Below are 20,994 nucleotides of genomic sequence, written 5' to 3' on the forward strand. Positions count from 1 at the left end.
ACACGTCGGCTCCTGTCGTAGTCACTCCGGCTGTCGCAACCGCTCTCCCGGCGCGCCGATGCGCGGCCGCCCCCACGGTGTCTCGGGTGCGCTGTCGGGCAGGGGCATTCTGAGTGAGACGTAAGCCGTGTGGCGTTGCGCCCCGCATCCCGTGCACCGATCGATGCCGTGCGAGCTCGTCCAGCCCCTCGTATGGGCACATCGACGAATCACGAGTCGGCCTGCGGCGATGCGGGTCGCGGCTGCCGTGTCGCGCGCTGATCGCGCCGGGGCGAGGGTCTTCACGAGTGGACCAACCGCTTGTGGCGGGCGAATTCGAGGTCCAGCGCCTTCGCTTCCGCGTGGTGTCCGAGGGCCGCGGATCCGTAGTACTTGGTACGGAGTTCGGCGCACCGCAAGCACCATTGACTCAGGCGTGCGACTGCGGAGCGCCCTTCTTCTTCCTGCTTCTGATCGATCACTGGCACGCCTCCAACTGGCCTCGTGAGCGGTTGGATCGCGCTCCGAGGGCGGGTCGATGTGGATACGCTTAGCGAACAGGGGATCACCGCACGTGGCTACGCCTCCGGGAGTGGCACGGCGGTGAAAGCGGTGAAAGATCATCCGGCGAGGGGTGGCGACCATGTCGCAGGGAAGGCAGCGCAACGTCCGGCTCGCTGCCCTGATCGCCGAAGCGAATTACTCACACGCGCAGTTGGCGTCCGCCTTCGTGCGGGTGGCGCTGGAGAACAATGCTCGGGAGCTCGCCGGGGTGGCCCGCTCCCACATCTCGCACTGGGTCGGTGGGACGCGACCGTCAGGCAGGGCGCCGCTGTTGTTGTGCGAGACGCTGTCGCGTCGCTTGGGCCGCATCGTCACACCGGAGGAGGCCGGGCTGGCGGCCGAGACGGAATCGCCACGTGCCGTGGACTGGTGTACGGATACGCTGGCGGCGCTGACCGATCTCGGGAGCGTCGACTTGGACATGGAACGCAGGAGGCTGCTGGGGGCCACCGCTTACTCGGTGGTCGGGCTTGCACTTCCCGGTGACGCCTGGTGGCAGGGCATGGCAGAACGTGGCGCCCGCCGCGATACGGCCGGTGCGCGTCGCGTGGGCCGCGGCGACCTGGAGACCGTACGCGACATGGTGGCCGTGTTCTCCCGCATGGATCAGCGGCGTGGCGGCGGCCATGGACGGACGGCAGTGGTGCAGTACCTCATGTCGGACGTCGCCGGGCAGCTGTCCGGGACATTCGGTGATGAGCAGGTCCGGCGCGGCATGTTCTCGGCGGCGAGTGAACTCGCCTACTTGGCAGGCTGGATGGCTTTCGACGATGCCGAGCACTCGATCGCTCAGCGGTATTTCACACTTGCCGTGAAGCTCGCCGCAGAAGCCGATGACGCGCCGATGGCCGGGCACGTCCTGCGCGCCATGGCGCACCAAGCCCTTGACCTCGGCCACCCGCGCAGCGCGCTGGACCTCGCGACCGCCTCTGTCGAGGGCAAGCGGTACGCCGAAGCCACGCCACGTGAGCGTGCGCTGCTCGGCGTCGTCCATGCTCGCAGCCTCGCCGCCGGGAGGGCGAGGCAGGCCGCCGCGGCCGCGCTGCTCCGCGCGGAGGACGACCTCGCGGCCGCGCGTCCCGGTGACGAGGAGCCCGGACGTGCATTCTTCTTCCAAGAGGCGAGTCTCGCGCACGAGACGGCCTGCTCCTTGCGTGATACCGGCGACCTCCGGGGCGCGGAGCGGGAGTTCCGGCGCAGCGTGCGGACGCGGAAGGCGGCGATGTTCACACGAACGCATGCCGTGACCCTCGGATATCTCGGAGCGGTCCAGCTACGGCAAGGGAATTTCGAGGAGGCGCGTGACACCTGGTCGCGTGCTCTCGACACCATGGACGGTGTGCGTTCGGGGCGTACTCGCCGTACCGCGTCCGATATCCGGGCCGGGCTCTCCCCGTTCCGTAAGCGGGGAATGCCGGAAGCCCTCGAACTGGACGCCCGAGCCATGGCATATCTGGGGTCACCGCCAGCGGGCTCACACCCGCCGCAGTAATGGTCCGCCGCCGGGAATGTGCGGCAGAGAGGAAGTCATGACAGGCCAGGGCATTCAAATCGTCCCCGTCGCACACGTCGTCGGCGGGCGCGTGGAACCCACCGACGACTACTGGGGTGGCACGCAAGCGATCATCCGTATCGACGGCGACCGTTTCCCTCCGCAAGCCACGCAAGGGCTCGACGAGTTCTCCCACCTTGAGATCGTCTTCCACTTCCACCTCACGGACCCGTCCGACCTGAATCTCGCCGCGCGCCGCCCGCGTGACAACCCGGACTGGCCGGAAGTCGGCACCTTCGGACACCGGAACATGCGCCGCTTCAACTGGCTCGGAGTGTCGCGGTGCCGCCTGCTCAAGGTCGACGGGCTCGATCTGCACGTCGAGGATCTCGACGCCGTGGACGGCACGCCGGTGATCGACATCAAGCCGTGGTTCGAGGAAATGGGGCCGAGGGGCGAGGTGCGTCAGCCGGCCTGGACGGGTGAGATGCTCGGGGCGTACTTCGCGCCTCACGATCGGGGCGGGGTCTGAGCCAGGGCCTGTCCGGCGGATCGTGTGACCGCTTCGGGTTCGGCCCGTGTCGAAAAGCGATTGCTCTTCTGGCCTGCGCTTCTAGGCTTCACGCATGGTTACCTCGCCCCGTTTGGAGAAGATCACCCCCAGCAACTTCGACGCGGCGATCGCATTGAAGGTGAGCCCCGGCCAAGACCACCTGGTCGCCCCGGTCGTCAAGTCCCTCGCTGAGGCGTACGTGCATCCAGACGTCGCCTGGCCACGGCTCATCCTCGAAGGCGACCGGGTCGTCGGTTTCTTGATGGCCTTCTTCGACATCGACTTCGCCGGCGACGGCAGCGGAACCGACATCCGCTCGGGCCTGTGGCGCCTGAACATCTCGGCCGGGGAGCAAGGCCGCGGCTACGGCCGCTTCGCGGTCCACGCAGTGGCTTCCGAGATCCGCCGCCGCGGCGGTACCCGCCTCACGGCCAGCTGGCACCCCGGCAACGACGGCCCCGAAGGCTTCTACCTCGGACTTGGATTCCGGCTGACGGGGGGAGATGAGCGGGGACCAACGCGTCGGCGATCTGGAACTCGCCTGAACCTCAATCCAACGGACAGACCTTAGGGCTTCCGGGTGGCCAGAATCTTCTGGGCGGCGAGCTTGCGGATGTTGCCGAGTACGTCCGGCGCCCGGTCGAACTCCTCGTCGCTGATGTCGACACCGATCAGGCGCCGCACCACCTCCCGGTCGGCGGCCAGAAGTCCTGCGCGCTGTACGGCAGTCGGGTAAGCCGTGGCCAGGACGTCGACCAGTTCACCGATGCTCATGCCCCGCTCGTCGGCCAGCTCGGCGAGGTGGTCACGGGTGTCCCGCCGGACCCGAATCGTCGTGGATGCCATGGCAGCACCTTAGGGACCCTGTGGCGGAGGTGCGTCGCAGACGAGAAGCTGACCCCATGCGCACCGACCACTACGACGACCCCCGCGCCCCCGTCCCCAACTCCCTCGTCGTCGCGGCGGCTGCCGTCGTCGTCGACGAGCACGGGCGCGTGCTCATGCAGCGGCGGGCCGACAGCGGGTTGTGGGCGTTGCCCGGTGGTGGCATGGAGATGACCGATTCGCTGCCCGGCGCGGCCGTGCGGGAGGTCAAGGAGGAGACCGGGTTCGATGTCGAGGTCACGGGGCTCGTCGGTACGTACACCGACCCCCGGCATGTCATCGCCTACAGCGACGGCGAAGTGCGCCGGCAGTTCGCCGTCGTCTTCACCGCGCGGATCGTCGGCGGCGCGCTCGCCGTCTCCGAGGAGTCGACGGAGCTGCGCTTCGTCGCCCCGCACGAGCTGGACGCACTCCCCATGCACGACACCCAGCGGCTGAGGCTCCGGCACTACCGGGAGCGGCGCGCGCAGCCGTACTTGGGGTGACATGCAGCGTCACCGCTTGTGGCGCTGGCCCTTCGCGAGTTGTTCGGAGGTCTTGTCGGCGCCGAGGCGGCGTTGGACCGCGGCGGACAGGGCCGGGGCGGTGCTGCCGATGAGGGCGGCCAGGCGCAGGTTCAGCGGGGCGACGTCCACCTCGGCGAGGTTCTTCTCGATGGCTCGTACGGTCGCGCGCGCCACGTCCTCGGGGGAGCGGGTGCCGACCCCGCGGGGCAGGGACGCGCCGGAGTCGGCGAACATGCCCGCGTCCCTGATGAAGCCGGGGAAGACGGTCGAGACGCCGACGCCGTGGGGCCGCATGTCCTCGCGGAGCGCGAGGGCGAAGCCGCGCATCCCGAACTTGGTGGCGTTGTAGAGGGACGCCTGCCCGGACGCGGTCTTGCCGGAGAGCGAGGAGATGAAGACCAGGTGGCCGCGGCGGCGGGCGGCCATGCGTTCCCCGGCCAGCTTCGCCATCACGATGGGCGCACGGAGGTTGACGTCGAGCGCGCGGTCGATCTCGCCGATGGAGAAGTCGGCCAGCAGGCCCGTCGCGGGCAGCGCGGCGTTGGCCACGAGCACGTCGATCTCGCCCGCAGCCTCCAGCAGTTGCTCGACCGCGCCCCGGTCGGCCAGGTCGGCGGGGATGGCCCGGCCGCCCAGCTTCTCGGCCAGCGGTTCGAGCTTGTCCGTACGGCGCCCGGTGAGTACCACCTCTCCGCCTCGGGCGGCCAGGGCCACGGCCAGCGCCTGCCCGATCCCGCCGGTGGCACCCGTGACCAATACTTTCGCTCCGCGCAGATGCATCTCGCGATGATCCCGCTGTCCCTGCCAGCAAGCCAGCACATTCCCGGGCGGATTCAGATCACCGCGGCGGCCCGGACCTCCGGTCAGCAGCTGAAGATCGGCTACGGTGCCGACGCCTCGGCCAACCCCTGGACGTTCACTGCCGCCTGATACACGACAGGGGCCCCCGCCACCGGCGGAGGCCCCCGCGTCTCACACCCCCGCCGGTTCCTTCCGCTCCGGCACCGCCCCGTGCCCGTCGTCGCCCGCCAGCGAGGACTCGTCGAACGGCATGCGGCCGCCGAGCACCTCGCGGCAGCGGGCGCCGTCGATCTCCTTCGTCCAGGTGCCGATGAGGATCGTCGCCACGGCGTTGCCCGCGAAGTTGGTCAGCGCGCGGGCCTCGCTCATGAAGCGGTCGATGCCGACGATGAGGCCGACGCCGTCGACCAGTTCGGGGCGGTGGGACTGGAGGCCGCCCGCGAGGGTCGCGAGGCCCGCGCCGGTCACGCCCGCCGCGCCCTTGGATGCCACGATCATGAAGAGGAGGAGGGAGATCTGCTGGCTCACGGAGAGCGGCTGGCCCATCGCCTCGGCGACGAAGAGCGAGGACATCGTCAGATAGATGGCCGTGCCGTCGAGGTTGAAGGAGTAGCCCGTGGGCACGGTGATGCCGACGACGGGGCGGCTGACGCCCAGGTGCTCCATCTTCGCGATCAGGCGCGGCAGCGCGGACTCGGAGGAGGAGGTGGACAGGATCAGCAGGAACTCCCGGCCCAGGTACTTCAGCAGGGCGAAGATGTTCACCCCGGCCACCAGCCGCAGCAGCGTGCCGAGCACCACGATCACGAAGAGCAGACACGTGATGTAGAAGCCGATCATGATGACGGCGAGGGACTTGAGCGCGTCCACGCCGGTCGCGCCGACCACGGCGGCCATCGCGCCGAACGCGCCCACCGGCGCAGCCCACATGATCATGGACAGGATGCGGAAGACGAGCTTCTGAATGTGGGCTATGCCGCGCAGCACCGGCTCACCGGCCGTGCCCAGCGCCTGGAGCGCGAAGCCCGCGAGCAGCGCCACCAGCAGGGTCTGGAGGACCTGGCCGCCGGTGAATGCGGAGACCATGGTGGTCGGGATGATCCCGAGCAGGAAGTCGGAGGTCGACTCGCTCGCACCCTTGGCCTGTGCCTCGCCCGCGTGCCGCAGCGACTCGGTCAGGTGCAGCCCGCTGCCCGGCTCCAGGATGTTGCCGACCACGAGGCCGATGGCGAGGGCCACGGTCGACATCACGAGGAAGTAGCCGAGCGCGAGCCCGCCGACCGCGCCGACCTTGGCCGCCTTGCGCACGGAACCGACGCCCAGCACGATCGTGCAGAAGATGATCGGCGAGATCATCATCTTGATCAGGTTGACGAAGCCGGTGCCGAGCGGCTTCAGCTCGACGGCGACGCCCGGCGCGGCGAAGCCGACCGCGATGCCGACGAGCACCGCCGCGATCACCGCGAGGTAGAGGTAGTGCGTACGGTCCCGGCCCGACTTCGCCGGACGGGCCGGCGGTGGCTGTGGTGCGGACTGCGTGGCCATGGGTCTCTCCCCGTTCTTGCGGCTCCAGGAGTTGTGGTGGCTCCGGGACGCCCCCTCTCCCGACGAGTGGGGCTCCGGCGACTATGCACGCCTGTGTGACCGTGGTCACCCTTGCGTGCATTACGTTCATGACCCTGCCCAGGTCAGACTGTCCGCCATGCGCAAACCCCGCATACGCCGCCCCCACAGCCTGGCCGGCCGGCTCTTCGCGATGCAGACCGTGCTGGTCGCCGCCGTGGTGGCCGGCTGCGCGGCCTTCGCGTACGTCGCCGACCGCGGCCAGGCCGAGGACTCCGCGCGCCGCCAGGTGACGGCGGCGGCGGTGGCCGTGGCGGCGTCCCCGGCCGTGCGGGACGCGGTGCGGTCGGCGGACCCGGCGGCGGCGCTCCAGCCGTACGCCGAGCGGGTCCGCCGCGACACGGACGTCGACTTCGTGACCATCATGGACCGGGACGGCACCCGCTGGACCCACCCCGACCCGGACCGCATCGGCGAGCGGTTCCTCGGTCACACCGGGCCCGCGCTGGACGGCCGGATCTTCTCCGAGACGTACACCGGGACGCTGGGCCCGTCCGTACGGGCCGTCGTGCCCGTCACCGACGGGCACCGCGTGATCGCCCTCGCCAGCGCCGGCATCACCGTCGACGCGATCAGCGCCGAGATCCGGCGGCAGCTCATCGGCCTGCTCGGCGTCGCCGTGGGCGCGCTCGCGCTCGGCGGCGCCGGGACGTACGTACTCAACGCCCGGCTGCGCCGCCACACCCACGGCATGAACGCCACCGAGCTCAGCCGGATGCACGACTACCACGAGGCCGCGCTGCACGCCGTGCGCGAGGGGCTGCTGATGCTGGACGGAGAGCGGCGCATCGCACTGATCAACGACGGGGGACGGGAACTCCTCGGCCTGGACGGCGAGGTGATCGGCCGCCGCGTCACCGCCCTCGGCCTGCCGCCCGCGCTCACCGACGCCCTGTTGTCCACCGAGCCGCGCCTGGACGAACTGCACCTGACCGCCGACCGGATCGTGGTCGTCAACACCTCGCCGGTCTCCGGCGGGGAGCGCAGCGGCACGGTCGTGACCCTGCGCGACCACACGGAACTCCAGGCCCTGTCGGGCGAACTGGACTCCGTGCGCGGCTTCGCGGAGGCGCTGCGCTCGCAGGCGCACGAGGCCGCGAACCGGCTGCACGCCGTGGTGTCCCTGATCGAACTCGGCCGCGCCGACGAGGCCGTCGACTTCGTGACGGCCGAGCTCGAACTCGCCCAGGCCCTCACCGACCAGGTCGTCGCCGCCGTCGCCGAACCCGTGCTCGCCGCGCTCCTCCTCGGCAAGGCCGCCCAGGCCAACGAGCACGGCGTCGAGCTCCTCCTCGCCCCCGACACCCACATCGACGACGGCCTGCTGCCGCCCGGCCTCCCCGCCAGGGACCTGGTCACGGTCCTGGGCAATCTGATCGACAACGCTGTCGACGCGGCGGCCGAGGAGGCGAACCGCGGCTCCGCGGACGCGCGCCGCGCGTACGTCACCGTCACCGTGCGGGCCGACGGCGACGAACTGCTGCTGCGCGTCGCGGACAACGGCGCCGGGGTCGCGCCCGACATCATGGACGACGTCTTCCGGCGGGGCTGGACGACGAAGGCCGCCGGGCCGCAGGAGACCGCCGTGCACGGCCGCGGCCTCGGGCTCGCGCTCGTCCGGCAGGCCGCCGGGCGCAACGGCGGCACGGTCACGGTCGCCGACGCGCCGTGCGGGGGCGCGGAGTTCACCGTACGGCTGCCCCTGTGCGTACGGGCGGGGGCACAGCCGTGAGCACTCCGCAGGCGGCCGGCCGGCCGATACGCGTACTCGTCGTGGAGGACGACCCGGTGGCCGCCGCCGCGCACGCGCTGTACGTACGGCGGGTGGCCGGCTTCACGGTGGCCGGGATCGCGCACACGCGGGGCGACGCCTCGCAGTTCCTCAAGCGCACCGCCGTCGACCTCGTGCTCCTCGACCTCTATCTGCCCGACGGGCACGGCTTCCAGCTCGTCCGCTCCCTGCGCTCCGCCGGGCACGCCGTGGACGTCATCGCGGTGACCTCGGCGCGTGACCTGGCCGTCGTCCGCGAGGGGGTCTCGCTGGGGGTCGTGCAGTACGTCCTGAAGCCGTTCACGTTCGCGACCCTCCGCGACCGGCTCGTCCGCTACGCGGAGTTCCGGGCGGTCGTCGGCGAGGCCAGCGGCCAGGAAGAGGTCGACCGCGCCCTCGCCGCCCTGCGCGCGCCCCAACCGGCCGCCCTGCCCAAGGGGTTGAGCCTGGACACGCTCCAGTCGGTCACGGCGGCGATACGCGACGCCGGGCCGGAGGGCGTGTCCTCGGGCGCGGCGGCGACGTCGCTGGGCATCTCACGGATCACGGCGCGCCGCTATCTGGAACACCTCGTCCACATGGGCCGGGCGGTGCGCGCGCCACAGTATGGACAGGTGGGGCGCCCGGAGCTGCGCTATCGGTGGCTGACGCGGCCGTAGGCGGTGCGGGGTCACCAGCCCATCGGGGGTCTGGGGGCGGAGCCCCCAGTTTCGGGAAGGGGTGGGGCTGGGGAGAAGACCGCCGGACAGTTCGCCGAGGTTCGCACCCCCAGGAGGTCGACCCGTGCGCCCCACCACCCCCATGCTCCTCGCCGCCGTCGTCGTCATCGCCCCCCTCACCGCCTGCGGCGGGAGCCACAGCGACCCCGACACCGTGAAGGTCGCCTATCAGCGCACCACCGACAACAAGAACCGGATCATGGACGACTACCTGGGGGAGGTGAAGAAACAGTTCGAGCGGGAGCACCCGGGGAAGAAGATGCGGCTGGTGCCCGTGCAGGCGGCGCAGGCCGACTACTACTCCAAGGTGCAGCAGATGATGCGGTCGGCGAAGACCGCGCCGGACGTGGTGCGCGAGGACACGTTCGTCATCAACTCCGACATCAAGGCCGGGTACTTGAGACCGCTCGACGACAAGCTCGCGGACTGGAAGGACTGGCCCCGCTTCGCGGCGACCGCGAAGGCCGCGGTGAAGGCGGAGGACGGCAGGACGTACGGGGTGCCCGACGGGACGGACACCAGGGGGCTCTGGTTCAACAAGGAGCTCTTCGCGAAGGCCGGGCTCCCCGCCGACTGGCGGCCGCGGACCTGGGCCGACGTGCTCGACGCGGCCCGTACGGTCAAGCGCGCGCTGCCCGGCGTCACACCCCTCAACGTCTACACCGGCAAGGGCCCGGGCGAGGCCGCCACCATGCAGGGCTTCGAGATGCTGCTGTACGGAACCGGGGACGCGCCCGGCGGCGGGCCCGGGAAGGACCCCCTCTACGACCCCGCGGCGAAGAAGTGGATCGCCGGGAGCCGTGGCTTCAAGGACGCGCTGGAGTTCGTCCGGACCGTCTACGCCGAGAAGCTCGGGCCCGACCCCTCGGACGCGCTGGACCCCAACGTCGACAGCCACGTCGCCACCGAGTGGATCCCGTCGGGCAGGCTCGCCATCGACCTCGACGGCAACTGGCTGGGCAAGAACTGGCTGCCGTCCGGCGGCAAGCCGTGGCCGCAGTGGTCGAAGGCGATGGGCCAGGCGCCCTTCCCCACACAGAACGGCGCCGCGCCGGGCGCCGTCAGCATGTCCGGCGGCTGGACGTGGTCGGTCACCGCGAAGTCCGGGAACGCGGACCTCGCCTGGCAGGCGATCGAGACGCTCCAGACGAAGGACAACGCGGTGAAGTGGGACGTACGGGACGCGCAGATCGCCGTGCGCGACGACGTGGCGGCCGACTCCACCTATCTGACGTCCATGCCGGGGATCGGCTTCTTCACGGGCCTGGTGAAGAACACGCACTACCGGCCCGCGCTGCCCGCCTATCCGCAGGTGTCCAGCGCGATCAGGGAGGCCATGGAGTCGGTCACGACGGGCGACGCCACGGCGGCGAAGGCCGCGGGCCGCTATGACGAGGCGCTGAAGTCGATCTCCGGCGTGAGCGTCGAGGAGCGCTGAGGTGGCGGGCACCGGGCCGTCTCCCGCACGCGGCGGACCGCCCGCCGTACGCCCCGGCCGGCGCCGCAGGGGCGCGCTCCGGTGGCTGCCGATCGCCCCCGCGACGACCCTGCTCCTGCTCTTCCTCGCCGGGCCCATCGCGTACTGCGTCTATCTCGCCTTCACCGACACCCAGTTGACCGGCCAGGCATCCGCCTCCTTCGTGGGGTTCGCCAACTTCCGGCGGGCGTTCGCCGACGACAGCTTCCGCAACGCGGTGTTCCTGACCTTCGTCTTCACCGTGCTGTCCTCGATCGTCGGCCAGAACACGCTGGGCTTCGCGCTCGCGGCGCTGATGCGGCGGGCTTCGAGGCCCGTACGGGCGCTGACCGGTTCGATCGTGATCGGTGCGTGGGTGCTCCCGGAGATCGTGGCCGGCTTCCTCCTCTACACGTTCTTCAACCGCCGGGGCACGCTGAACGCGGTCCTCGACTGGCTCCATCTGCCCACCCAGAACTGGCTGTTCACACTGCCGATCCTCGCGGTCTCCTTCGCGAACGTTTGGCGTGGTACGGCCTTCTCGATGCTCGTCTACTCCGCCGCCCTGTCGGAGATCCCGAAGGACGTCACGGAGGCGGCGGAGGTCGACGGCGCGAGCGGGCCGCGCCGGTTCTGGCACATCACCCTGCCCATGATCCGCCGCTCGATCGCCACCAACCTGATGCTCAACACCCTCCAGACGCTCTCCGTCTTCGGCCTCATCTGGGCGATGACCCGCGGCGGCCCGGGCAACCGGAGCCAGACCCTCCCGGTGTTCATGTACGACCAGGCGTTCCTGAAGTCCCTGATCGGCTACGGCACGGCGATCGCCCTACTCCTGCTGCTGGTGGGCGCGCTCTTCTCGGTGGTCTACCTGAGGCTGATGCGGGAGGAGGTATGAGCCGAAGCCTGGCAGTGCGCCGCCCTCTGTACGTCGAATGCCCGGTACGCTCGCGTATCTCCGGGATCCGTGCGTTCATGGGGATGTGGTGTACGTCATTCCGCACATAAGGAACGTCTTGCTCCGGTCCGGCCATCCACCAGGACACACCAGGCTGGTGCGGCCTCCGGGGCCGCGGAACGATCCGGAGCGAGACATTGACGCATTCACCTTCCGGGACTTACGGGTCCCGGGGCCGCCGCCGCGCATCGCGCGCCCGACGCCGGCTCGTCGTGGTGGCGTCGATGGCCGCGCTCGGACTGATCGCGTGGCCCGTCATGAGCTACTACGAGATACCGCCCTTCACGGACAAGGGTGACCCGGTCAGTTACGGCGCGGCCGAGGAGAGGGGCGAGCAGCCCACGGATTCGCGGACGCTGATGCCCACCGGTCCGGAGGCCGACTTCAAGAACGTACGGACGCTGGACGACGGCACGCACATCAGCGTCGTCACCCTCGACGGCAAGAAGTCCGGCTTCAAGGGCAAGGTGTGGGTCTGGGCGCCCAAGGAATACACGGACGAGCCGAAGTTCGCCAAGAGCGGTTTCCCGGTGATGATCGCCCTGCCCGGCGGTCCCGGATACGGCACCAATTACTGGATGGGCGGCTTCAAGCTCCAGGAGAACATCTCCAAGTGGTACAGCGAGGGCAAGAGCAAGCCGTTCCTGCTGGCCATGCCGGTGCTGAACCCGGGTCCTGACAACAAGGGCATCTACTGGGACGGCAGTGACATACCCGGCCAGCCGAAGATGGGCACCTGGCTCACCGAGGACGTGCCGGATCTGATGAAGGCGAATTTCCGCACCCTGAAGTCGCGTGACGGCTGGTCGTTCATGGGTTCCTCGACGGGCGGATTCGCGGGCCTCAAGGCCGTGCTGAAGCACCCCGACAAGTTCAAGGCCGTCATAGCCAACGGCCCGGACATCGTGCCCGACTCCCCGCTCTGGCGCGGCCACGAGAAGGAGATGCGGGAGAACAACCCCGAGGTGCTCGCCGAGCAGCTGATCGCGAACAAGGGGCCGGACGTCTATCTCGCCTTCCAGGTCGGTACCCGGGAGAACGCGAAGACCATGGCCGACGTCAAGAAATTCATCGCCGCCTACGGCAAGGGCCCGGTCCACACCGATCTGCACGTCATAGAGGGTGGCAAGCACGACGGCGCGACATACGCCCCCAACCTCGGCCTCGGCCCGATCCAGTGGATCAGCGAACAGATGGAGGGGCCGATGCCGTCCGCCACACCCTGACCGGGCGCCCATGGCTGCCTATGCTGGGCCTGTCCGACAGCGTTATGCCCCATGCGCCCGGAAGGTCTGATCATGTCCATGGATCCGGAGATCGCGGCCCTGCTCAAGCAGTTCGGTATCGGCGGGCCGCCGCCCGCCACCCCGCCCACCGTCGCCGAGATGCGCGCGGGCAACAGGATGCTCTCGCTCGCCGTCGCCCCCGACCCGCCGATCGAGGTCGGCGCGGTCGAGGACGACCGGGTGGCCGGGGTGCCGGCGCGGGTCTACCGGCCCGAGGGCGAGGGTCCGGTGCCCACTGTCGTGTTCTTCCACGGCGGCGGCTTCGTCGTCGGTGACCTCGACACCCACGACGGGATCTGCCGCAGGCTGTGCCGGGACGTGGGCGCGGTCGTGGTCGCCGTGGGCTACCGGCTCGCCCCGGAGTTCCCCTTCCCCGCCGGCTTCGACGACTGCGTGGCGGTGACGAGCCACGTCGGTGACCACATCGCCGACTTCGGCGGCGGCGTGCTGGCCGTGGCGGGGGACAGCGCCGGGGGAAACCTGGCCGCCGGGGTGGCCCTGGCCTTCCGGGACGAGGGCCGGCCGCTGGCGGCCCAGCTCCTCGCGTACCCCGCCACGGATCTCAGCGGCAAGGGCGGCCACCGCTCGCGCACCGAGAACGCCACGGGGTATCTGCTGACCACGGCCGAGGTGGAGATGGTCACCGGGCTCTACCTCGCCGAGGCCGCTCCCGAGACGGCCGACCGGCCCCCGGCCTCCCCGCTCCTGGCGAGCGACCACACGGGTCTCGCTCCGGCGGTCATTGCCTGCGGCGACCTCGACCCCCTGCGGGACGAGGGCCTGGCCTACGCCGACGCGCTCGCCGACGCCGGGGTGCCGGTCGAGAAGCGCCTGTACCCCGGCCTCGTCCACGGCTTCATGAGCTTCACCGACAAGTCCTCGGCGGCGGACGCGGCGGTGACCGAGATGTTCACGGAATTCGGCGAACTGATGCGCGCCTGACGGTGGTTCGTCTCAGGCGAGCGGGGAGACCGCGACGCACGACGCCGCTTCCGAAGTGCCCTTCGCCGTGTGGGACTTGATGACCTCGCCCTTGTAGGTGATCCTGCAGGTCACCTCCGCGTCGTCCGAGCCGGCCGTGGCCTGGACCGTCGGGGCGGCGATGCCCTTGAGGGTGACCGTCTTCTTCCAGGGGAGTCCGGCGTCCTCGGCGGTCTCGAGCCGCGGCTCGTTCGCCGTGCCGTTGCCCGCGTTGAAGTCGACGGAGGCGGTGCCGGAGCCGGTGATCTCGTACGTCACCTCGTACGTCTCCTTGACCGCCTTGTCGACGCCCTCGGTCATCTTGTCCCCGGCCGCGCCGCAGCCCGCGAGGGCCAGGGCGGAGCCGGTGACGGCCAGAGCGGCCAGGGTGTTGCGGAGGGGGTGCTTCACGAGGGGTTCCTTCGACGAATGGAAAAGTCGAAGCCATCCAATCGCAAAGGAAAAGTAAAGGCAAAGGGGGGTACTCCTACGGCAGGCGGGCCACCAGCTCCGCCGCCTCGTCCGCCGGCAGGCCCGACGCCGTCAGGGTCGTGACCGCCGCCGAGCGGCCCGCCTCCTCGGGGGCCAGCACGCCGTCGTTGACGGCCTGCATCAGGCCGAAGATCACCTGCTCGCGTACGTACATCAGGGCGTCGGCCGGCAGGGGAGAGGTGAAGCGGCCCTCCTTCAGGCCGCGCCGCAGCAGCGCCGCGCCCGCGCGCCGCACCGGCTCCAGGCGCTTGAGGATGCCCTCCATCGTCACGCTGCGCTGGGCCAGGGAGATGAGCAGGCGGTAGCGGTCGGCGATCTCCCAGACGCCGAGGATCGAGCGGGCGAGTGCCTCCGCCGGGTCGGCGACCCCGCGCACGGCCGCGGCGTGGGCCGCCCCCACCGCCTCCGCCGCGTCGTCGACGAGGGCGCCGATCAGCGCCTCGCGGCTGGGGAAGTGGCCGTAGACCGTGCGCCGTACGACCCCGGCCGCGCGGGCGATCTGATCCATGCTCGCGTCCGGGTCGCGCAGCAGCTCGGCGAGTGCGACGTCCATGATGCGGCGTCGATTGGCGTCCGCTCTCCCGGCCATTGGGTCTCTTCTCGGTCGAGGGGGATGTCCGACGCAGCCCCGGCCCTCATTTTGCACACCGCCGCCCACGGGCGTAAATTGCACACTGCTGTGTAAGTTGCACAGCAGTGTGTAATTCCGAAAGGGGGGCCGATGGGCCTCGCGATGTCGACTCCGGTCGACAAGATGGACGGTCCGTACAAGCGGCGTTGGGCGGCTCTCGGCGTTCTCTGCCTGAGCCTGCTGATCATCGTCATGGCCAACACGTCCCTGACGGTCGCGGCTCCGGACATGGTCAAGGACCTCGGTCTGGGCAGCTCCGACCTGCAGTGGGTCATCGACGGCTACACCGTGCCGTACGCCGCGCTGATGCTGATCCTCGGCGCCGTGGGTGACAAGTACAGCCGCCGCGGGGCGCTCGTCCTCGGCCTCCTCGTCTTCGGGTCGGCGTCCGTCGCCGGTTCGCTGGTCGACAGCGCCTCCGGCGTCATCGCCGCCCGTGCCGTCATGGGCATCGGCGCGGCCATGATCATGCCGGCGACCCTGTCGCTGCTCGCCGCGACCTTCCCGCGCGAGGAGCGCGCGAAGGCCATCACCATCTGGACGGCCACCGCCGGACTCGCCATCGCCGTCGGCCCGCTGGTCGCGGGCGCGCTGCTGGAGGACCACGGCTGGGCGTCGACGTTCCTCATCAACGTGCCGATCGCCGTCGTCGGCATCGTCGGCGCGCTGCTGCTCGTGCCGCCGTCCAAGGCGTCCGGCGTCGACAAGATCGACTACATCGGCGGTCTGCTGTCCGTCATCTGGGTCGGCTCCCTCATCTACATGATCATCGAGGGCCCGCACTTCGGCTGGGGCACCAACGCGATCGTCGCGGCCGTCGTCGCCGGTGTCGGCCTGGTCGGCTTCATCGTCTGGGAGCTGCGCCACCCGCGCCCGGTCCTCGACGTCCGCCGCTTCGCCGAGCGCGCGTTCGCGGGCTCCACGCTCGCCGTCGCCCTGTTCTTCCTCGCGGTCTTCGGCACGTTCTACTACCTGACCCAGCACCTCCAGTTCGTCCTCGGCTACTCGGCGCTCGACACGGGCATCCGGATGCTGCCGCTGGCCGGTGCGGTGTTCGTCGGCGGCGCGGCGACCGCCCTGCTGACCCCGAAGGTCGGCATGAAGGTCACCGTCGCGCTCGGCATGACCGTCGGTACGGTCGCGATCGCGCTCCTCACCCGGGTCGATGCCAACTCGACGTACGACGACTTCATCTGGCCGCTGATCATCCTGGGCCTGGCCATCGGCCTGTCCCTGTCGCCCTGCACCAACGCCATCATGGGCTCCTTCCCCGAGGACAAGCTCGGCGTCGGCGGCGCGGTCAACAGCACCTCCATCGAGCTGGGCGGCTCGCTCGGCATCGCCATCCTCGGCACGGTGCTGGCCAAGACCTACTCCTCCAACCTCGCCGACGCCGCGGCGAAGACGGCCGCCGCCGGTGGCCCGAAGCTCCCGGAGAAGGCCCTGTCCGCCGCGCAGGACTCGGTCGGCGCGGGCCTGGTCGTCGCCAAGGAGGTCGGCAAGCAGGTGGCCGCCGGCGCCGCGCCCAAGGTGGGGGCGGAGAAGGCGGCTGCGCTCGGCGCGCAGCAGGCTCAGTCGGTGGTCGAGGCCGTGCACAAGGCTTTCGCGGACTCGGTTGCGCATACGAGTGTGGTGGGTGCGGTGATTCTTGGCGTGGGTACGGTGGTTGTGGCCGTGCTTCTGCCTCGGCGGGCGTCTGCGGCTGCCGCTGCTTCGGCCGAGCCGGAGCGCAAGGTGGACGAGAAGGTCTGACGTTCTTCGCGCTGCGCGCGGTGCCTCGTATCTCCGCCCGGAGGTGCGGGGCACCGCTGTTTTTCCCCAGCCCCGCCCCTTCCCGAAACCGGGGAGACCCCGGACCCCCTGAAGCGGCTGCGCCGCTTGTCCTCAAACGCCGGACGGGCTGATTCCGCGGACCGTAACCAGCGAAATCAGCCCGTCCGGCGTTTGAGGACGCGCCCGCAGGGCGCTTCGCCACAGGCGCAACGGACCCGCAGCCGGGGGTCTGGGGCACGCGCCCCAGTTTCGGGAAGGGGCGGGGCTGGGGACAAAGCCCGCCGCAGGCGCATGCGCGGCGCTACGCCCCCCGCCACCACACCGTCGCCAGCGGCGGCAGAGTCACCGTGATGCTCGCCGGGCGGCCGTGGTGGCGCGTAGCCTCCGGCTTGACCGGTTCAGGGGTCACGACCCCGGAGCCTCCGTATCGCTCCGCGTCCGTGTTGAGGATCTCCAGCCACGACGTCGGCCGGGCCGGCACCCCGAGGGGGTAGTGGTGGCGGACCACCGGTGAGAAGTTGGAGACCGCCAGCAGCGGTGAGCCCTCCGCGTCGTAGCGGAGGAAGGCGAAGACGTTGTCCTCGCTCGCGTCGCCGTCGACCCACTCGAACCCCTCGGGCACGGTGTCGCGCTGCCACAGCGCGGGCGTCCGGCGGTAGGCGTGGTTGAGGTCGCGCACCAGGTCGCGTACGCCCCGGTGGTCGGCCTCCGCGGAGTACGAGGGGTCGAGCAGCCACCAGTCGGGGCCGTGTCCCTCGGACCACTCGGCGCCCTGGGCGAACTCCTGCCCCATGAAGAGCAGTTGCTTGCCGGGGTGGGCCCACATGAAGCCGAGGTACGCGCGGTGGGTGGCCCGCTGCTGCCACCAGTCGCCCGGCATCTTCGAGACCAGCGCGCGCTTGCCGTGCACCACCTCGTCGTGCGAGATGGGCAGCACGTAGTTCTCGCTGTACGCGTAGATCATGGAGAAGGTCATCTCACCGTGGTGGTACTTCCGGTGGACCGGCTCCTTGGAGACGTAGACCAGCGAGTCGTGCATCCAGCCCATGTTCCACTTCAGGCCGAAGCCCAGGCCGCCGAAACCGCCCGCGCCCACATGGTGGGTGGCGCGGGTGACGCCGTCCCAGGCGGTGGACTCCTCGGCGATGGTGACGACGCCGGGGCAGCGGCGGTAGACGGTCGCGTTCATCTCCTGGAGGAAGGCCACCGCGTCGAGATTCTCCCGGCCGCCGTGGACGTTGGGCGTCCACTGGCCCTCCTCGCGGGAGTAGTCGAGGTAGAGCATCGAGGCCACGGCGTCCACGCGCAGCCCGTCGATGTGGAACTCCTGGCACCAGTAGACGGCGTTCGCCACCAGGAAATTGCGGACCTCCGTGCGGCCGTAGTCGAACTCCAGCGTGCCCCAGTCCGGGTGGGCGGCCCGCGCCGGGTCCCCGTGCTCGTACAGCGGGCGCCCGTCGAACTCGGCCAGCGCCCAGTCGTCGCGCGGGAAGTGCGCGGGCACCCAGTCCATCAGCACCCCGATGCCCGCCCGGTGCAGGGCGTCGACCAGGTGCTTGAAGTCGTCGGGCGTGCCCAGCCGCGCCGTCGGCGCGTAGAAGCCCGTGACCTGGTAGCCCCACGAGCCGCCGAACGGATGCTCCGCCACCGGCATCAGCTCCACGTGCGTGAAGCCGAGGTCCTTGACGTACGCGGGCAGCTGCTCGGCCAGCTTGCGGTAGGACAGGCCGGGCCGCCAGGACGCCAGGTGCACCTCGTAGACGGAGAACGGGGCCTCGTGCACCGGCCGCTCGCCGCGGCGCTCCAGCCACTCGCCGTCCGTCCACGCGTGGTGCGACGCGTGCACGATCGAGGCGTTGGCCGGGGGCACCTCGGTGCGCCGGGCCATGGGGTCGGCGCGCATCGTGTGCGAGCCGTCGGGGCGGGTGATCTGGAACTTGTAGAGCGCGCCCTCGCCGATGCCCGGCAGGAAGAGCTCCCACACCCCCGCACCGCCCAGGGACCGCATCGGATGCCCCGTGCCGTCCCAGTAGTTGAAGTCGCCGACGACGCGCACGCCCTGGGCGTTCGGCGCCCACACGCTGAAGCGGGTGCCGTCGACCCCCTCGTGCGTCATCGGCTCCGCGCCGAGCGCCCGCCACAGCTCCTCGTGCCGGCCCTCGCGGATCAGGTGCAGATCCAGCTCGCCGAGCGCGGGCAGGAAGCGGTACGGGTCGTGGACCTCCAGCTCCGCGTCGTCGTAGACCACCAGGAAGCGGTAGTCCGGGATCTCCCGGAGGGGGAGGACGCCCGCGAAGAGGCCGTCCCCCTCGTCGTGCAGCAGCGCCCGCAGACCTTTGGCGCGGACTTCCACCGAACGGGCGAACGGGCGCAGCGCCCGGAACGCGACGCCGCCCGCCACGTGGTGCGCGCCCAGCAGCGCGTGCGGGTCGTGGTGGGCGCCGCGCAGCAGCCGTCCGCGCTCCTCCTCGACGAGCGGCTCGGCGGGCCGCACGCCGCGGTGCGCCGCCGCTGCCGCGGGGCGGGCCGGCTGCGCGCGGGGGTGCGCGGCAGGGCCGTTGCCCGTACGAGCCCCGCCGGACTCGACCCCAGAAGCCGCGCGTGCGCCCTCGCCCGGCCCGTCGCTTCTGCCCGAGGGCCCGTTGCCCGTACCGGCCCTGCCCCGTTCGTCGCCTGAAGCCGCTCGGGGGGTCTCGTCCCGCACGGCTTCCATGCCGGACGGCCCGGTGCGGGCCCGGGCCGGCAGGAACGTGGCCGGGATCCCGGACGGGCCTTCGGGGCGGCCCGGGCCCGGCTCGGGCGACGGGCGGCTGGACGGGGGACGAGCGGTCACTGGGCGGTCCTCCTCGGGCTTCCCCCGGCGGAGGCCGGAGGGCGGATCGGTGGTGCTGGGCTCCGGTTCGTCATGCGGACGGGTCGCTCTCCGGCACTTCGTCCGTGCGCCCTGGCGTGCCGCCGCCCGGGCGCGCCGCTCCCGCAACAGCCTCGCCCGCCGCAGGGGAATCCGCCAGCCGGCGGATCGCCGACATCGGCACGGGCAGCCAGTCGGGGCGGTGGCGGGCCTCGTAGAGGACCTCGTAGACGGCCTTGTCCGTCTCGTGGGCGCGCAGCAGTTCGGGATCCTCGCGGGGGTCGCCGTGCACGGCCGCGTAGCCCTCGCAGAAGGCCGCGCGGGCGCGCGCGGACCAGGTGCTGCCGCCGGCGCGGCCGACCGCGGCCGCGTAGTCGAAGGAGCGCAGCATGCCCGCGACGTCGCGGGCCGCGGGCTGCGGGCGGCAGCGCTCGGCCAGCGGCCGGGCCGGTTCGCCCTCGAAGTCGATGAGGGCCCAGCGGCCGTCCTCCGCGGTGCGCAGCGCCTGTCCCAGGTGCAGGTCGCCGTGGATGCGCTGGGCGCGCCAGGTGCGCCCGGCCCGGCCGAGCGCGGCGAGTTCGTCGTAGGCGCCGCGCAGCGCGGCCCGGTAGGGGCGCAGGGCGGGCACGGCGTCGGCGGCGGCGTCCAGGCGCCGGGTCATCGCGGCGGCCAGGTGTTCCAGTTGGGGGCGGCGCAGGACGACGGTGGGCAGCGCTTCGGCGAGCGCGCCGTGGACCTCGGCGGTGGCATGGCCGAGGGCGCGCGCGGAGGCGGTGAAGTCGGCCCGCACGGCGAGGGCGCTCAGCGCCAGCTGCCAGCCGTCGGCGGAACCGGGCAGATAGGGCTGGAGGACGCCGAGGGTCAGCGCTTCGGTGTCCGGGCCGGGTAGTTCGGCCTCGAACCACGCGGCGGGCGCCGGGACCCGGGCGCAGCCGCCCGCGGCGAGCGCGCGGGGCAGTTCGAGGTCGGGGTTGGTGCCGGGGCAGACGCGACGGAAGAGCTTGAGGATATACGTTTCGCCGTAGACGACCGAGGAGTTGGACTGCTCGGCGGTGAGCAGCTTGGGGGCCAGCCCGGCGGCGATGACGGCGCCTTCCTCGCGGGTGAAGCGCAGCGGCCCGAGCCGGCCGGGCACCCGCAGCCGCTCCAGGAGGAGGGACGCGAGCCGGGGGTCGGCGAGGCCCTCGTAGACCGTGCGGCCGTGCAGGGGCCCGCCGGAGGGGCGGCCGATGAGCGCGGGGGCCAGGTGGGGCGGCAGCACGTCCTGGATGCCGAGCAGGAGTTGATAGCAGTCGTCGGTGCCCGCGTGCACGGGCGCGTCGAGGGGGCCGGGCCGGGCCGTGGGGGAGCCGGTCTGGTGGGCCCGTACGAGCAGGTGCAGCAGACCGGGGGTCGTGGTACCCGTGGTGTGGGGGAGCAGTTCGGTCGCCGTGACGAGGGTGAAGCCGGTGATCGGACGGCCCTTCCCCGCGAACCACCGCTGCCGGGGCAGCCACTCCGCGAGCAGGGGCACCAGGGATGCCAGCAGTCCCGCCTCGGCGGCGTCCGCCCGCTGCGCGGCACCGGCCGGGGCGGCACGGACCGAGGACAACAGAGGTCCGGGGGTCGTCCCCCGGCGGGTGGTCCCGCGGCGGGACGGTGCAGCGTCCGACATGGCGTCGCGTCCTTTCCCCGGGCACACGACAGATTGG

General features: G+C 71.3%; 19 protein-coding genes and 1 pseudogene. 12 read left to right on the plus strand and 8 right to left on the minus strand.

Annotated features, from left to right (window positions below):
* Positions 1 to 21 precede the first annotated feature (21 nt).
* Complete coding sequence (locus tag ABD269_RS35405; protein ID WP_425572948.1) at positions 22 to 624, minus strand: DUF6255 family natural product biosynthesis protein; 603 nt, start codon at positions 622 to 624, stop codon at positions 22 to 24.
* Between ABD269_RS35405 and ABD269_RS21305 the strand changes: the two genes are divergently transcribed.
* The 3 genes and pseudogenes from ABD269_RS21305 (at position 623) to ABD269_RS21315 (ending at position 3,133) form a co-directional block, all read left to right on the plus strand.
* Complete coding sequence (locus tag ABD269_RS21305) at positions 623 to 2,035, plus strand: NsdA family TPR-like regulatory protein (RefSeq protein WP_344120035.1); 1,413 nt, start codon at positions 623 to 625, stop codon at positions 2,033 to 2,035. The two genes, ABD269_RS35405 and ABD269_RS21305, sit on opposite strands and share 2 nt — an antisense overlap.
* A gap of 37 nt (positions 2,036 to 2,072) precedes the next feature.
* A complete protein-coding gene (locus ABD269_RS21310) occupies positions 2,073 to 2,567 on the plus strand; it encodes an SAM-dependent methyltransferase (protein ID WP_344120037.1) in 495 nt (164 codons plus the stop codon).
* Between the two features lie 94 nt (positions 2,568 to 2,661).
* Positions 2,662 to 3,133 (plus strand): annotated as a pseudogene (locus ABD269_RS21315) (GNAT family N-acetyltransferase).
* Positions 3,134 to 3,155: 22 nt separating this feature from the next.
* Here ABD269_RS21315 and ABD269_RS21320 read toward each other — a convergent pair.
* Positions 3,156 to 3,434, minus strand: a complete 279-nt coding sequence (locus ABD269_RS21320) for a hypothetical protein (protein ID WP_344120039.1) — start codon at positions 3,432 to 3,434, stop codon at positions 3,156 to 3,158.
* A gap of 56 nt (positions 3,435 to 3,490) precedes the next feature.
* Here ABD269_RS21320 and ABD269_RS21325 point away from each other — a divergent pair, with 56 nt between their 5' ends.
* Positions 3,491 to 3,958 carry an NUDIX domain-containing protein gene (locus ABD269_RS21325; RefSeq protein ID WP_344120041.1) on the plus strand — a complete coding sequence of 156 codons (468 nt, stop codon included), beginning with the start codon at positions 3,491 to 3,493 and terminating at the stop codon, positions 3,956 to 3,958.
* Positions 3,959 to 3,967: 9 nt separating this feature from the next.
* Here the strand turns inward: ABD269_RS21325 and ABD269_RS21330 are convergent, their stop codons facing one another.
* Positions 3,968 to 4,759, minus strand: a complete 792-nt coding sequence (locus ABD269_RS21330) for an SDR family NAD(P)-dependent oxidoreductase (protein WP_344120043.1) — start codon at positions 4,757 to 4,759, stop codon at positions 3,968 to 3,970.
* Between ABD269_RS21330 and ABD269_RS21335 the strand changes: the two genes are divergently transcribed.
* Positions 4,754 to 4,909 (plus strand): hypothetical protein, encoded by a 156-nt coding sequence (locus tag ABD269_RS21335; protein ID WP_344120045.1) that lies wholly within the window; start codon positions 4,754 to 4,756, stop codon positions 4,907 to 4,909. The two genes, ABD269_RS21330 and ABD269_RS21335, sit on opposite strands and share 6 nt — an antisense overlap.
* Before the next feature lie 42 nt (positions 4,910 to 4,951).
* Here ABD269_RS21335 and ABD269_RS21340 read toward each other — a convergent pair whose 3' ends face one another.
* The gene (locus ABD269_RS21340) at positions 4,952 to 6,325 is read right to left on the minus strand and encodes a cation:dicarboxylate symporter family transporter (RefSeq protein ID WP_344120047.1); all 1,374 of its coding nucleotides are present in this window, start codon (positions 6,323 to 6,325) and stop codon (positions 4,952 to 4,954) included.
* Positions 6,326 to 6,482: 157 nt separating this feature from the next.
* Between ABD269_RS21340 and ABD269_RS21345 the strand changes: the two genes are divergently transcribed.
* From ABD269_RS21345 to ABD269_RS21370, 6 genes are all read left to right on the plus strand, one after another.
* Positions 6,483 to 8,135 (plus strand): sensor histidine kinase, encoded by a 1,653-nt coding sequence (locus tag ABD269_RS21345; RefSeq protein WP_344120049.1) that lies wholly within the window; start codon positions 6,483 to 6,485, stop codon positions 8,133 to 8,135.
* Complete coding sequence (locus tag ABD269_RS21350; RefSeq protein WP_344120051.1) at positions 8,132 to 8,833, plus strand: response regulator; 702 nt, start codon at positions 8,132 to 8,134, stop codon at positions 8,831 to 8,833. The genes ABD269_RS21345 and ABD269_RS21350 overlap by 4 nt, the downstream gene beginning before the upstream one ends.
* A 124-nt stretch (positions 8,834 to 8,957) precedes the next feature.
* Positions 8,958 to 10,331, plus strand: coding sequence for an extracellular solute-binding protein (locus tag ABD269_RS21355; protein ID WP_344120054.1), 1,374 nt, complete (start codon positions 8,958 to 8,960; stop codon positions 10,329 to 10,331).
* Between the two features lies 1 nt (position 10,332).
* Positions 10,333 to 11,250, plus strand: a complete 918-nt coding sequence (locus ABD269_RS21360; protein WP_425572949.1) for a carbohydrate ABC transporter permease — start codon at positions 10,333 to 10,335, stop codon at positions 11,248 to 11,250.
* A 284-nt stretch (positions 11,251 to 11,534) separates the two neighbouring features.
* Positions 11,535 to 12,536 carry an alpha/beta hydrolase gene (locus tag ABD269_RS21365; protein ID WP_344120056.1) on the plus strand — a complete coding sequence of 334 codons (1,002 nt, stop codon included), beginning with the start codon at positions 11,535 to 11,537 and terminating at the stop codon, positions 12,534 to 12,536.
* Positions 12,537 to 12,608: 72 nt separating this feature from the next.
* Entirely contained in the window at positions 12,609 to 13,538 is a 930-nt protein-coding gene (locus tag ABD269_RS21370) for an alpha/beta hydrolase (protein ID WP_344120058.1), read from the plus strand.
* A 12-nt stretch (positions 13,539 to 13,550) separates the two neighbouring features.
* Here the strand turns inward: ABD269_RS21370 and ABD269_RS21375 are convergent, their stop codons facing one another.
* Together ABD269_RS21375 and ABD269_RS21380 are read right to left on the minus strand one after the other, a co-directional pair.
* Positions 13,551 to 13,967, minus strand: coding sequence for an MmpS family transport accessory protein (locus tag ABD269_RS21375; protein WP_344120060.1), 417 nt, complete (start codon positions 13,965 to 13,967; stop codon positions 13,551 to 13,553).
* Positions 13,968 to 14,043: 76 nt separating this feature from the next.
* Positions 14,044 to 14,637 (minus strand): TetR/AcrR family transcriptional regulator, encoded by a 594-nt coding sequence (locus ABD269_RS21380; protein WP_344120062.1) that lies wholly within the window; start codon positions 14,635 to 14,637, stop codon positions 14,044 to 14,046.
* 132 nt (positions 14,638 to 14,769) lie between these two features.
* On the opposite strand from ABD269_RS21380, the gene ABD269_RS21385 reads away from it, so the two are divergent.
* The gene (locus ABD269_RS21385; RefSeq protein WP_344120064.1) at positions 14,770 to 16,431 is read left to right on the plus strand and encodes an MFS transporter; all 1,662 of its coding nucleotides are present in this window, start codon (positions 14,770 to 14,772) and stop codon (positions 16,429 to 16,431) included.
* A gap of 322 nt (positions 16,432 to 16,753) precedes the next feature.
* On the opposite strand, the gene glgB is transcribed toward ABD269_RS21385, so the two are convergent.
* Both glgB and ABD269_RS21395 read right to left on the minus strand, forming a co-directional pair.
* Positions 16,754 to 19,285: a 1,4-alpha-glucan branching enzyme gene (gene glgB / locus ABD269_RS21390; RefSeq protein WP_344120066.1), complete on the minus strand. Its 2,532-nt coding sequence runs from the start codon at positions 19,283 to 19,285 to the stop codon at positions 16,754 to 16,756.
* 70 nt (positions 19,286 to 19,355) lie between these two features.
* The gene (locus tag ABD269_RS21395; RefSeq protein WP_344120068.1) at positions 19,356 to 20,957 is read right to left on the minus strand and encodes a maltokinase N-terminal cap-like domain-containing protein; all 1,602 of its coding nucleotides are present in this window, start codon (positions 20,955 to 20,957) and stop codon (positions 19,356 to 19,358) included.
* Positions 20,958 to 20,994: the final 37 nt, after the last annotated feature.

Source organism: Streptomyces blastmyceticus, assembly GCF_039521185.1.
GTDB lineage: Bacteria > Actinomycetota > Actinomycetes > Streptomycetales > Streptomycetaceae > Streptomyces > Streptomyces blastmyceticus.

What these genes read in the sequence shown, in the direction of transcription:
- ABD269_RS35405 (WP_425572948.1), bottom strand. Translation starts at nt 624, where the DNA reads ATGGTCGCCACCCCTCGCCGGATGATCTTTCACCGCTTTCACCGCCGT.
- ABD269_RS21385 (WP_344120064.1), top strand. Translation starts at nt 14,770, where the DNA reads ATGGGCCTCGCGATGTCGACTCCGGTCGACAAGATGGACGGTCCGTAC.
- ABD269_RS21380 (WP_344120062.1), bottom strand. Translation starts at nt 14,637, where the DNA reads ATGGCCGGGAGAGCGGACGCCAATCGACGCCGCATCATGGACGTCGCA.
- ABD269_RS21345 (WP_344120049.1), top strand. Translation starts at nt 6,483, where the DNA reads ATGCGCAAACCCCGCATACGCCGCCCCCACAGCCTGGCCGGCCGGCTC.
- ABD269_RS21310 (WP_344120037.1), top strand. Translation starts at nt 2,073, where the DNA reads ATGACAGGCCAGGGCATTCAAATCGTCCCCGTCGCACACGTCGTCGGC.
- ABD269_RS21330 (WP_344120043.1), bottom strand. Translation starts at nt 4,759, where the DNA reads ATGCATCTGCGCGGAGCGAAAGTATTGGTCACGGGTGCCACCGGCGGG.
- ABD269_RS21365 (WP_344120056.1), top strand. Translation starts at nt 11,535, where the DNA reads ATGGCCGCGCTCGGACTGATCGCGTGGCCCGTCATGAGCTACTACGAG.
- ABD269_RS21305 (WP_344120035.1), top strand. Translation starts at nt 623, where the DNA reads ATGTCGCAGGGAAGGCAGCGCAACGTCCGGCTCGCTGCCCTGATCGCC.
- ABD269_RS21325 (WP_344120041.1), top strand. Translation starts at nt 3,491, where the DNA reads ATGCGCACCGACCACTACGACGACCCCCGCGCCCCCGTCCCCAACTCC.
- ABD269_RS21340 (WP_344120047.1), bottom strand. Translation starts at nt 6,325, where the DNA reads ATGGCCACGCAGTCCGCACCACAGCCACCGCCGGCCCGTCCGGCGAAG.
- ABD269_RS21370 (WP_344120058.1), top strand. Translation starts at nt 12,609, where the DNA reads ATGTCCATGGATCCGGAGATCGCGGCCCTGCTCAAGCAGTTCGGTATC.
- ABD269_RS21335 (WP_344120045.1), top strand. Translation starts at nt 4,754, where the DNA reads ATGCATCTCGCGATGATCCCGCTGTCCCTGCCAGCAAGCCAGCACATT.
- ABD269_RS21320 (WP_344120039.1), bottom strand. Translation starts at nt 3,434, where the DNA reads ATGGCATCCACGACGATTCGGGTCCGGCGGGACACCCGTGACCACCTC.
- ABD269_RS21395 (WP_344120068.1), bottom strand. Translation starts at nt 20,957, where the DNA reads ATGTCGGACGCTGCACCGTCCCGCCGCGGGACCACCCGCCGGGGGACG.